The following is an 11,267-nucleotide window of genomic DNA, read 5'->3' as shown; positions in this document are numbered from 1 at the left end:
CCCGGTAGTGAAATCGAAAGGTCACAACAACCGGAAACCCGCATGTCCGACGGCCCTGCCAGCCCCAGCCTGCCGCGCGGCAAGCCTGCCTTCGTGCAGGACCCGCACCGCACCCGCGAAATCTCGGAACGCAATCTTGAGGCCGCGATCGGCCGCGAGGTGCGCAGTTTCCGCCGTCAGCAGGGCATGACCGTGGCCGATCTGGCCGGGGTCACGGGCCTGTCCATCGGGATGCTGTCGAAGATCGAGAATGGCAATACCTCCCCCTCGCTGACCACGCTGCAGGTTCTCAGCCACGCGTTTTCGGTGCCGGTCACCGCGTTTTTCCGCGGCTATGAGGAATTGCGCGAGGCCCAGCATGTCAGGGCCGGTGAGCATATCGAGATTGAACGGCGCGGCACGCGCTCGGGGCACCAGTATCACCTGCTGGGGCATATCGGATCAAATTCCTCGGGCGTGGTGGTGGAGCCCTATATCATCACCCTGTCCACACATAGCGATGTTTTCCCGACCTTTCAGCATGAGGGTCTGGAACTGCTGTTCATGCTGGAAGGCGAAATCGACTATCGTCATGGTGACCGGGTCTATCCGCTGAAACCCGGCGACAGTCTGTTCTTCGATGCCGATGCGCCGCATGGGCCCGAAGTTCTGGCGAAACTGCCTGCGCGCTATCTGTCGGTGATCTGCTATCCGCAAGGATAGGGCAGGGCGGAAACCGCTTTGCCGGTGCGGGCCATTTCTGCGTTCACGTGCAGCGGCTTCTCCCGGCCGCAAGGCAACGCCCCCCGCTGACGGGGGGCGCGCAAGGTTTCAGTGGATATCCAGCGATCTGCGCAGCGTCTCATGATCGCCGTAGCGGGCGATCTTGTCGCGCTGGTACTCCTTTTCCCAGCGGATCGACCAGACATGCCAGCCGAACCAGACCAAGAGACCGACGATCCAAAGCAGCCCCTCGGTGCCCTGAAACGGATAGATCGGTCCCACCTCGGCCAGATCGACGGCCCATGTTGTGATCCCTGTCGTGGACATGATGATGTTCCTTCTGCCTGTGGCGTCGGTCAGACGAGTTGATGTTTGGCGTGGCGGACTTCTTCCTCGGCTTCGCGTTGCAGGGTCATGTCCTGAAAATCGAGGCCCATGATCTCGATCTCGCGCGGGATGCGCAGCAGGCCGAAGGCATGAAGCGCTTTGGCGACCAGATAGCCGGGCAGAAAACCCAAGACGCCGAACATGATGATCGCGCCCAGCAATTGCCCAACCGGGTTGATCGTTGCAAAGCCTTCATAAGGGCTGGACGGATGGCCCCAAAGCAGGAAGCCCGCGATGATGAGACCGGCGAAACCGGCATAGCCATGCACGGCAACCGCACCCACCGCATCGTCGATCTTGAAGGTGCGCTCGACCCAGAAATGCATCTTGTAGGCGATAAAGGCCCCGCAGCAGCCGACCAGCATGGCCTGAATCGGATGATAAAGGTCATTGCCCGCCGAGGCGCAGATGATGCCGGCAAGCCCGCCCGAATAGGTCCAGAACGCATCGCCCTTCGACACCATGAAGGCCACCATCATGCCGCCCGACAGTGACATCAGGAAATTGAAGGTGATTGCGCTGAGTGACGTCGGGGTCAGATAGATCGTGGTCGCGGTCCATGTCGTGCCGGTGATCTGGCCGCCGATGCCCTCGGGGGAGATCAGCGGGATGTTGCAGGCAACATAGAACCCCCAGAACCCGGTATAGATGATGAACAGCCCCACCGCGACCATCCAGGGGTTATGCGGCAGGATGTTGCGGATCGACCCGTCGGCGCCGAATTTGCCCAGCCTTGGCCCCAGCACCAGAAGAACGCCCAGGGCAAAGCCGCCTGCGATGGCGTGGATCACACCCGACGCATAGGCATCGTGATAGCCCAGAATCCGGACCATCCAGCCTTGCGGATGCCAGCCCCATGCCGCGTCGATGATCCATGCGCCCGAGCCGATGACGACGGCCAGAACCCAGAAGGCCCCCGAATTGATCCGCTCGATCACCGCGCCCGAGACGATTGATGCAGCAGTCCATGAAAACAGCAGGAAGGCCGCCCAGAACACACCTGTGATCCGGTCGTCCAGATTGGTGCCCATATTGACGGAATTGGCTGCATTTGCAGCTGCCGCCTCCCATTCGATGCCGCCGGTGATGAAGGGACCGTTCGGCAGCGCCCAGTAGATCCACCAGCCGAAGAAGAAGAAGGTGACCGTGACCAGCGGAATGATCATCGAATTCTTCATCAGCGTGTGCATGTGGTTGCGTCTTCGGCTGGCGCCCACCTCATACATGCAGAATCCCACATGGATGAGAAACATCAGCGGGATCGTGACCCAGTAATAGAATTCCGTGAAGATTGTCGTGATGGCGTCAAGTTGTGTGTCCACCCTCATTCCCTCTCTGTTGGTGATGCCGTGACGGCCGGTGTTCCGGTCCGGTTCCGGCTCTGCCCCGGTCGGGGTTGGAATGCGCAACGGCGCGGCACCGGCATGGGCGGGATATCGACCGCAAGCGGCACGAAATTTCCCTCCTTGGCAAACTTTTTTGCTGTAGTGAAACTTCGCCTGCGACAATCTGTCAAGAAAAAGCCGCAGCCCGGGCAGTCCGAGAGTGGTTTTCCTGTAAAGTGAAAAAAGTTTCTTCCCAGTTGAATATAAAAAATCACGATGCTAGCGTGATTCCAGTCAGTCGAAGGAGACGAATCCATGTGCGGCATCGTTGGGTTGTTCCTCAAGGACCCGAAGCTGGAACCGAAACTGGGCGAGATGCTGGCCGATATGCTGGTCACGATGACCGACAGAGGGCCTGACAGCGCCGGAATCGCGATCTATGGCGGGGGCACCGAAGGCAGGGCCAAGGTCACCATTCAGTCTGCCGATCCCGACAAGGATTTCAGCGGCTTGCAGGACGACCTTTCAGCGGCGACGGGTCAGCCCGTCACGGTTGAGGTGAAAAGCACCCATGCCGTGATCGGGGTTGCATCGGCTGCCGTCCCGGCGCTGCGCGCCACCCTTGGCACCCTGCGCCCCGATGTAAAGGTGATGAGCGTCGGCGACACGATCGAGATCTTCAAGGAAGTGGGCCTGCCCAAGGATGTGGCGACCCGTTTCGGCGTCGCAAAGATGCAGGGCACCCATGGCATCGGCCATACACGGATGGCCACGGAATCGGCGGTGACGACGATGGGGGCGCATCCGTTTTCCACCGGGTCGGACCAGTGCCTTGTTCATAACGGCTCGCTCTCCAACCATAACGGTTTGCGCCGCGAACTGATCCGCAAGGGCAAGAGTTTCGAGACGCAGAACGATACCGAGGTTGCCGCCGCCTATGTCAGCCAGAAGCTGGATGAGGGGCAAAGCCTTGGCAAGGCACTGGAATCCGGTCTGGACGATCTGGACGGTTTCTATACCTTCGTTGTCGGCACGAAAAACGGCTTTGGCGTGGTGCGTGATCCCATCGCCTGCAAGCCTGCCGTCATGGCCGAGACCGATGAATATGTTGCCTTCGGCAGCGAATATCGCGCGCTGGTCAATCTGCCGGGGATCGAGACCGCCCGCGTCTGGGAACCGGAACCCGCCACTGTCTATTTCTGGGAGCGTTAAGAGGATGCAGAGTTTCGATCTGGGCGAAGAGGGCCTGCGGGCGCTCAATTCCGCGCTGCATGCGCTGAAGGGTCAGACCAATATGACCGATTGGGAGGTCATCAACCCCAAGGGCGCCCATGCGATTGCCGCCGGGGTGGATGCCCCGGTCGAAATCATCGTGCGCGGGTCAACCGGCTATTATTGCGCCGGGATGAACAAGCAGGCAACGATCCGCATCAAGGGATCGGCGGGGCCGGGCGTTGCTGAAAACATGATGTCGGGCACGGTCATCATCGACGGGAATGCCAGCCAATATGCAGGCGCCACCGGGCGCGGCGGCCTTCTGGTCATCAAGGGCAATGCCAGTTCGCGCTGCGGTGTGTCGATGAAGGGGATCGACATCGTGGTTCATGGCAGCATCGGCCATATGTCGGCCTTCATGGCGCAATCGGGCAATCTGGTGGTGCTGGGCGATGCCGGGGACGCCTTGGGCGACAGCCTTTACGAGGCGCGGCTGTTCGTGCGCGGATCGGTCACGTCTCTGGGGGCCGATTGCGTCGAAAAGGAAATGCGGCCCGAACATATCGCGCTGCTGGCCGATCTTCTGAAGCGCGGTGAGGCCGACGGGCTGGCAAAGCCCGAAGAGTTCAAGCGCTATGGCTCGGCCCGGAAGCTTTACAATTTCAACATCGACAATGCGTCGGATTACTGAGGCAGCGAATGACCGAATTTCCGAAAACCCCGCCTCGTTTCTCGGCCACCTTCACCCCTGCGGTGAACGCGGAAATCCGTCGCGCCGCAGCGACCGGCATCTATGACATTCGTGGCGGCGGCACCAAGCGCCATCTGCCGCATTTCGACGACCTTCTGTTCCTCGGCGCCTCGATCAGCCGCTATCCGCTGGAAGGCTATCGCGAGAAATGCGCCACCGATGTCTGGCTGGGCACGCGTTTTGCCAAAAAACCGATTCATCTGGACATTCCGGTGACGATTGCGGGCATGTCCTTCGGCGCGCTGTCGGGCCCCGCGAAAGAGGCGCTGGGGCGCGGTGCCACGGCGGCGGGCACATCGACCACCACCGGCGATGGCGGCATGACCGAGGAAGAGCGCGGCCATTCCAGAACGCTGGTTTATCAATATCTTCCCAGCCGCTACGGGATGAACCCCGACGATCTGCGCCGCTGCGATGCGATCGAGATCGTGGTGGGGCAGGGGGCCAAGCCGGGTGGCGGTGGCATGCTGCTGGGGCAGAAGATTTCCGACCGGGTTGCCAATATGCGCAACCTGCCGAAAGGCATCGACCAGCGCTCCGCCTGCCGTCACCCCGACTGGACCGGGCCGGATGATCTGGAAATCAAGATCCTTGAATTGCGCGAGATCACCGATTGGGAAAAACCGATCTATGTGAAAGTCGGCGGCGCGCGGCCCTATTACGACACCGCGCTGGCGGTGAAGGCGGGCGCGGATGTGGTGGTGCTGGACGGCATGCAGGGCGGGACGGCGGCCACGCAGGATGTGTTCATTGAACATGTCGGCATGCCGATCCTGGCCTGTATCCCGCAGGCGGTGAAGGCGCTGCAGGATCTGGGCATGCATCGCAAGGTGCAACTGATCGTCTCGGGCGGCATCCGTTCGGGCGCCGATGTGGCCAAGGCCATGGCACTGGGGGCCGATGCGGTGGCCATCGGCACGGCGGCGCTGATCGCGCTGGGGGATAATGACCCGCAATGGGAAGAGGAATATCAGAAACTGGGAACCACGGCGGGTGCCTATGACGACTGGCATGAGGGGCGCGACCCCGCCGGGATCACGACGCAGGATCCCGAATTGTCGGCGCGGTTCGACCCGGTTCTGGGCGGGCGGCGGCTGAGCAATTTTCTGAAGGTCATGACGCTGGAAGCGCAGACCATCGCGCGGGCCTGCGGCAAGAACCATCTGCACAATCTGGAACCCGAGGATCTGTGTTCGCTGTCCATCGAGGCGGCGGCCATGGCGGGTGTGCCGCTGGCCGGCACAAGCTGGATCCCGGGACGGAACGGAGGGTTCTGACGGAAAACCCACCCCGGGGCCGGGGCGGATGGCAGGCCCGGGCGAACCGGGCGCAACGGAAAAACCATAAGAGACGACAGGGAGTTACACGATGACGAAAGACCTTGCCAAATGGGCGAAGGAAAAGGGCGTCAGGTATTTCATGATTTCCTATACCGATCTTTTCGGTTCACAGCGCGCCAAGCTGGTGCCCACACAGGCGATTGCCGACATGTCGGTGGAAGGCGCCGGATTTGCGGGCTTTGCGACATGGCTTGACCTGACCCCCGCCCATCCCGACCTGATGGCCGTTCCCGACCCCGACAGCGTGATTCAGTTGCCCTGGAAAAAAGAGGTGGCCTGGGTCGCGGCCCGCGCCACGATGGAGGAAAAGCGCGTCGAACAGGCGCCGCGCAATGTGCTGGAACGTCTGGTCGGCGAGGCCGCCAAGGAAGGTCTGCGCGTCAAGACCGGAGTCGAGCCGGAATTCTTTCTGCTGAATGCCGAAGGCACCGGCGTCTCGGATATCTACGATACCGCCGAGAAGCCCTGTTACGACCAGCAGGCCATCATGCGCCGCTATGATGTGATCTCGGAAATCTGCGATTACATGCTGGAACTTGGCTGGGAAGCCTATCAGAACGACCATGAGGACGCGACCGGCCAGTTCGAGATGAACTGGAAATATGACGACGCGCTGGCCACCGCCGACAAGCACAGCTTTTTCAAGTTCATGGTCAAGTCGGTCGCCGAAAAGCACGGCTTCCGCGCGACCTTCATGCCGAAACCCTTCAAGGGGCTGACCGGTTCGGGCTGCCATGCCCATATCTCGGTCTGGAGCCTTGACGGCAAGCAGAACGTCTTTGCCGACAAGTCGAAGGAACTGGGGTTGTCGGATCAGGGCCGCACCTTCCTTGGCGGCATCATGAAACATGCCAGCGCGCTGGCCGCGATCACCAATCCGACGGTGAACAGCTATAAACGCATCAACGCGCCGCGCACCACCAGCGGGGCGACATGGGCACCCAATACCGTGACATGGACCGGCAACAACCGCACCCATATGGTGCGCGTGCCGGGGCCGGGACGGTTTGAACTGCGCCTGCCCGACGGGGCGGCCAATCCCTATCTGTTGCAGGCGGTCATCATTGCGGCGGGTCTGGACGGGGTGCGCAGCAAGGCCGATCCGGGCAAGCGGCATGACATCGACATGTATGCCGAGGGCTACAAGGTGAAGGGTGCGCCGAAACTGCCGCTGAACCTTCTGGATGCGCTGCGCGACTATGACAAGGACAAGACCCTGAAGGCGATGATGGGCGAAGAATTCTCCTCCGCCTTCCTCAAGCTCAAGCACAAGGAATGGACGGATTACTGTTCGCATTTCTCGCGTTGGGAAACCGAGACGACGCTGGATATCTGACACTCCCGGTATCCCGCATTCCCGGGGGGGGACGGCCCTGTCCCCTCCGGTCCCTGACTGGCCCCGGAGCAATCCGGGGCGCTTCTTTTTCGGATGGGCGCCGGTCAGATCTCTGCGGCCTGCTGCGCCTTCCAAGGCCAATGTGCGCGGCGCCGGAGGCAGCAGGGCCGCCAATCTGTTTACCTTCAGGAAGAAGATTTGACACAGGATTAAATATCCTTCTAGTCTTCGCCCAAGGGCAATGCCGGGGGCATTGCAAGAAGAACAACAGCCGGAGGTCGACATGAACACAAGAGTAGCCGTCATCGGAGCGGGTCCGTCAGGGCTTGCGCAGTTGCGCGCCTTCCAGTCCGCGCGCGCCAAGGGGGAGGAGATCCCCGAGGTGGTCTGTTTCGAGAAACAGTCCAACTGGGGCGGGCTCTGGAACTATACATGGCGCACGGGGCTGGATGAATATGGAGAGCCGGTGCATTGCTCGATGTATCGCTATCTTTGGTCGAACGGCCCGAAGGAAGGCCTTGAATTCGCAGATTATTCATTCGAGGAACATTTCGGCAAGCAGATCGCCTCTTACCCGCCGCGCGCAGTGCTGTTCGACTATATCGAGGGGCGGGTGAAGAAGGCGGGGGTGCGTGACTGGGTGCGCTTTTCCACCACTGTCCGCATGGTGGATTACGATGCGAAGACGGGAAAATTCACCATCACCGCGCATGATCTGGCCAATGACCGGATGTATTCGGAAGACTTCGACAACGTGATCGTCGCCTCGGGTCATTTCTCGGTGCCGAATGTGCCGGAATATCCCGGTTTCGACCGTTTTAACGGGCGCGTCCTGCATGCCCATGATTTCCGCGATGCACGGGAATTTGCGGGCAAGGATCTCCTGATCCTCGGCACCTCCTATTCGGCTGAGGATATCGGCAGCCAGTGCTGGAAGTACGGCGCCAAGTCGATCATCGTCGCGCATCGCACCGCGCCGATGGGGTTCAACTGGCCCGACAACTGGAAAGAGGTGCCAAGGCTGGACCGGGTGGACGAGAACACAGCTTATTTTGCCGACGGATCCTCGGCCAAGGTCGATGCGATCATCCTGTGCACCGGATACAAGCATCATTTCCCCTTCCTGCCGGATGATCTGCGGCTGAAGACGGCGAACCGTCTGGCGGCGTCGGATCTGTATAAGGGCGTCGCCTGGGTGCATAATCCGAAACTGTTCTATCTTGGCATGCAGGATCAGTGGTTCACCTTCAACATGTTCGACGCGCAGGCCTGGTGGGTGCGCGATGCGATCATGGGGCGGATCGCCATTCCGTCGGACAAGGCTGCACTGCTGAAGGATGTGACCGACCGGATCGCGGCCGAGGATGCGGGGGAGGATGCGCATGACGCGATCCATTATCAGGGCGATTACGTCAAGGAACTGATCGCCGAGACGGATTACCCCAGTTTCGATGTCGATGGCGCCTGCGAGGCCTTCTTTGAATGGAAGGACCACAAGAAGCAGAACATTATGACCTTCCGCGACAATGCCTATCGCTCGGTCATTACCGGCACGATGGCGCCGGTGCATCACACGCCGTGGAAGGATGCGCTGGAGGACACGATGGAAAGCTATCTGCGCAACTGACCGCGGCGGCGACCATTCCGCGAAAGGCCCCGGCGGAATGCCGGGGCCTTTGTCTTTCAGACCGCGCGCCGGAACACTCGCCGGATCACTCGGCCCGCCAGCCCTGATCGAACCAGCCCGACACATCGCCCGGCCAGACCAGTGCCGCGCCGCTCGCGTCTTTCAGCACGCCGCTGTCGAACAGGAACTGCGCCATCCCGGCAAAGCGGTCGGGGTCGATCCCCCCCACCGGCCGGGCGGCGTCACGCAGATAACCACCCTCGACAATCGCGCGCATGGAGCCATGCACAAGCGCTGCATTGGGGAAATCCCCTGCGGCCAGCAAAAGGTCGGCGGCTTCCCCGGGATTGTCAGCGGCCCATGCATATCCGGCATGGGTCGCGCGCATGAAATCGGCCACCAGCGCAGGGCGTTCCGCCAGAACCGCGCCGCGTGTGGCGATATAGCCGTTCTGCTGATCAGGGATGCCGTAATCGGCATAGCGGAAGGAGGATTGCCGCCGCCCCAGCAATTCGCCGTTCACGCCTTCCCATGTCGCGACCTCCAGCGTGAAATCCACGGCACCCGATGCCAGCGCCTCATAGGCGCCAGTGCCCAAGGTGACCGTATCCCAGACCGGATCACCGCCGTCATTGGCGATCATCGTGCCGATCAGCGCCGCCTCCCATGCGCTGCCGAAACCCGCATAGGTCATGCCCGACAGATCGGCGGGGCGTGTGATGGAGGTATTGTCAGAATTATAGACCAGTCGCCCGGCATCATGCTGCATCGTGGCCCAGAGGGCTGTCAGATCAGCCCCGCCCGCAGCCGCAGTCATGAACCCAAGTGAGGTGAGATAGCCGAAATCGGCCGTCCCCGCAGCCAGCAGGGCCGCGGAATTCGTGTCGGAATAGGGCAGGATATCGACCTCAAGCCCCGCCTCGGTATAAAGCCCCCGGTCGCGAGCTGCGATCAGCCCGATATGGTTGGTGTTCAGGGTCCAGTCCAGCGCGATGCTGACCGGTATCAGGGTGTCGGTCTGGGCCAGAACCGGGCAAGGCAGGGCAAGCAGGGCGGCGAACAGAAAAGGGCGGGTCATGGGTCGAGATCCTCCAGCAACAGGGATTTCAGGGTTTCACGCAGCGGGGCCAGATCGGCCTCGCGGCGGCGGTCTTGCGGGGTGGTGACAGGGATTTCGGCGATGATGCGGCCCGGCCCGGCGGCCATGACCAGAATGCGGTCGGCAAGGCTGGTTGCCTCATGCAGGTCATGCGTGACCAGCAACACGGCGCGGGGGGTGTCGCGCAACCGCGCCAGCAACCAGTCCTGCATCCGCAGCCGCGTCACCGCATCGAGCGCGGAAAAGGGTTCATCCAGCAGCACGAAACGGCTGTCCTGCACGATGGTGCGCAGAAAGGCCGCGCGCTGGCGCATGCCACCTGAAAGCTGCGCGGGAAACATCGCCTCGGTTCCTGCCAGCCCGAAGGGCGCGAACAGCGGGTCCACCTTTGCCTGCGCCGCGCGCCGCGACAGGCCCGCCACCTCCAGCCCCAGCGCCGCGTTCTGCGCGATGGTCAGCCATGGAAACAGCGCATCCCCCTGCGGCTGATAGCCGAGCGCCGGGTGCGGGCGGTTGATGGGGCTTCCATCCAGCAACAGATCGCCCATTGACTGCAATCCGGGCGGCAGGATGCCCAGCATCCATTTCAGCACCGAGGTCTTGCCACAGCCCGAAGGTCCGATCAGCGCCGTGATCCCGGTCGTGGGCAGCGACAGCGACAGATCCTGGACCATATCGCGACCTTCGGTTCGGATGGTCAGCGCGCGCAGATCAAGCGTCATTGCGCGCCTCCGGTCCCCGGGCTGTCAGCCGGTCGATCAGCCGCAGCAATGCCAGCAGCGCCAGCGTCAGGCAGGCCGAGACCACCACGGCGGCCAGCACCAGATCGGCGCGGAAATTGTTCTTGGCCGACAGGATATAGATGCCCAGACCCTGCCGAGCGCCTGCATATTCGGCGAAGATTGTGGCAACGATGGCATAGGTCGCCGAAATGCGCAGACCTGCCAGAAAGCTCGCGCGGGCCGAGGGCAGTGTGGCGCGGCGGAAGACGCCCCAGCGCCCGGCCCCCATCGAGAACAGCAGATCGGCAAAGGCGCGCGGTGTCTGACGATAGCCGGACATCAGGCTCATCAGCATCGGCAGAAAGGTGACCAGCACCACCAGCAGCACCTTGGGCAGAAGGCCAAAGCCGAACCACAGAATCATCAGGGGCGCCAGTGCCACCAGCGGCACGGTCTGGCTGGCCACGAAAAGCGGCATCAGCGCCCGTTCGGCCCGGTGCGAAAAATGCAGCGCGACCGAGGTTACAAAGGCAAAGCCCACCGACAGGGAGAACCCAAGCGCCGCCACAGCCATCGTCGCCCGGGCATGGCCGCCGATCTCGGCCCGGTGCAGCACCAGCGCGCGCAGCACACCCGAGGGCGGCGGCAACACCAGAGGCGGAACCCCTGCCATCCGGCAATAGGCCTCCCACCCCGCCAGCAGGGCGGCAAACAGCGCCAGCGGCGCGAAAATGCGCGGAATCGTCATCAGCCTGCCCCTGTT

The 11,267-nt window shown here is 62.0% G+C and carries 11 protein-coding genes; 6 read left to right on the top strand and 5 right to left on the bottom strand.

The features are described 5' to 3' along the window. Positions 1-42: 42 nt before the first annotated feature. Positions 43-702: a helix-turn-helix domain-containing protein gene (locus JL811_RS16550; protein ID WP_202689815.1), complete on the top strand. Its 660-nt coding sequence runs from the start codon at positions 43-45 to the stop codon at positions 700-702. 108 nt (positions 703-810) lie between these two features. On the opposite strand, the gene JL811_RS16545 is transcribed toward JL811_RS16550, so the two are convergent. Continuing rightward, positions 811-1,029, bottom strand: a complete 219-nt coding sequence (locus JL811_RS16545) for a hypothetical protein (RefSeq protein ID WP_202689814.1) — start codon at positions 1,027-1,029, stop codon at positions 811-813. 29 nt (positions 1,030-1,058) lie between these two features. Continuing rightward, on the bottom strand, positions 1,059-2,411 hold the full coding sequence (locus tag JL811_RS16540) for an ammonium transporter (protein ID WP_202689813.1): 1,353 nt from the start codon (positions 2,409-2,411) through the stop codon (positions 1,059-1,061). 318 nt (positions 2,412-2,729) lie between these two features. On the opposite strand from JL811_RS16540, the gene JL811_RS16535 reads away from it, so the two are divergent. The 5 genes from JL811_RS16535 (at position 2,730) to JL811_RS16515 (ending at position 8,683) form a co-directional block, all read left to right on the top strand. Then, positions 2,730-3,626 carry a class II glutamine amidotransferase gene (locus tag JL811_RS16535; protein WP_202689812.1) on the top strand — a complete coding sequence of 299 codons (897 nt, stop codon included), beginning with the start codon at positions 2,730-2,732 and terminating at the stop codon, positions 3,624-3,626. A gap of 4 nt (positions 3,627-3,630) precedes the next feature. Next, complete coding sequence (locus tag JL811_RS16530) at positions 3,631-4,320, top strand: GltB/FmdC/FwdC-like GXGXG domain-containing protein (protein WP_202689811.1); 690 nt, start codon at positions 3,631-3,633, stop codon at positions 4,318-4,320. 8 nt (positions 4,321-4,328) lie between these two features. Then, on the top strand, positions 4,329-5,657 hold the full coding sequence (locus tag JL811_RS16525; protein WP_202689810.1) for an FMN-binding glutamate synthase family protein: 1,329 nt from the start codon (positions 4,329-4,331) through the stop codon (positions 5,655-5,657). A 91-nt stretch (positions 5,658-5,748) separates the two neighbouring features. Further along, positions 5,749-7,056, top strand: a complete 1,308-nt coding sequence (gene glnT / locus JL811_RS16520) for a type III glutamate--ammonia ligase (protein ID WP_202689809.1) — start codon at positions 5,749-5,751, stop codon at positions 7,054-7,056. Between the two features lie 283 nt (positions 7,057-7,339). Beyond that, a complete protein-coding gene (locus tag JL811_RS16515; protein WP_202689808.1) occupies positions 7,340-8,683 on the top strand; it encodes an NAD(P)-binding domain-containing protein in 1,344 nt (447 codons plus the stop codon). An 85-nt stretch (positions 8,684-8,768) separates the two neighbouring features. On the opposite strand, the gene JL811_RS16510 is transcribed toward JL811_RS16515, so the two are convergent. From JL811_RS16510 to JL811_RS16500, 3 genes are read right to left on the bottom strand one after another with little or no spacing between them, the layout of a single operon-like run. Then, positions 8,769-9,761 (bottom strand): ABC transporter substrate-binding protein, encoded by a 993-nt coding sequence (locus JL811_RS16510; RefSeq protein WP_202689807.1) that lies wholly within the window; start codon positions 9,759-9,761, stop codon positions 8,769-8,771. Further along, on the bottom strand, positions 9,758-10,504 hold the full coding sequence (locus tag JL811_RS16505; RefSeq protein ID WP_202689806.1) for an ABC transporter ATP-binding protein: 747 nt from the start codon (positions 10,502-10,504) through the stop codon (positions 9,758-9,760). The genes JL811_RS16510 and JL811_RS16505 overlap by 4 nt, the downstream gene beginning before the upstream one ends. Further along, complete coding sequence (locus JL811_RS16500) at positions 10,494-11,252, bottom strand: ABC transporter permease (protein ID WP_202689805.1); 759 nt, start codon at positions 11,250-11,252, stop codon at positions 10,494-10,496. The genes JL811_RS16505 and JL811_RS16500 overlap by 11 nt, the downstream gene beginning before the upstream one ends. Positions 11,253-11,267 lie beyond the last annotated feature (15 nt).

Source organism: Szabonella alba, from assembly GCF_016765775.1.
GTDB lineage: Bacteria > Pseudomonadota > Alphaproteobacteria > Rhodobacterales > Rhodobacteraceae > Szabonella > Szabonella alba.
This window is presented reverse-complemented; position numbering and strand designations above follow the sequence as displayed.

Excerpts from the sequence above, each read along its gene's own strand:
- JL811_RS16550 (WP_202689815.1), top strand. The coding sequence starts at position 43 with ATGTCCGACGGCCCTGCCAGCCCCAGCCTGCCGCGCGGCAAGCCTGCC.
- JL811_RS16545 (WP_202689814.1), bottom strand. The coding sequence starts at position 1,029 with ATGTCCACGACAGGGATCACAACATGGGCCGTCGATCTGGCCGAGGTG.
- JL811_RS16535 (WP_202689812.1), top strand. The coding sequence starts at position 2,730 with ATGTGCGGCATCGTTGGGTTGTTCCTCAAGGACCCGAAGCTGGAACCG.
- JL811_RS16530 (WP_202689811.1), top strand. The coding sequence starts at position 3,631 with ATGCAGAGTTTCGATCTGGGCGAAGAGGGCCTGCGGGCGCTCAATTCC.
- JL811_RS16525 (WP_202689810.1), top strand. The coding sequence starts at position 4,329 with ATGACCGAATTTCCGAAAACCCCGCCTCGTTTCTCGGCCACCTTCACC.
- glnT (WP_202689809.1), top strand. The coding sequence starts at position 5,749 with ATGACGAAAGACCTTGCCAAATGGGCGAAGGAAAAGGGCGTCAGGTAT.
- JL811_RS16515 (WP_202689808.1), top strand. The coding sequence starts at position 7,340 with ATGAACACAAGAGTAGCCGTCATCGGAGCGGGTCCGTCAGGGCTTGCG.
- JL811_RS16510 (WP_202689807.1), bottom strand. The coding sequence starts at position 9,761 with ATGACCCGCCCTTTTCTGTTCGCCGCCCTGCTTGCCCTGCCTTGCCCG.
- JL811_RS16505 (WP_202689806.1), bottom strand. The coding sequence starts at position 10,504 with ATGACGCTTGATCTGCGCGCGCTGACCATCCGAACCGAAGGTCGCGAT.
- JL811_RS16500 (WP_202689805.1), bottom strand. The coding sequence starts at position 11,252 with ATGACGATTCCGCGCATTTTCGCGCCGCTGGCGCTGTTTGCCGCCCTG.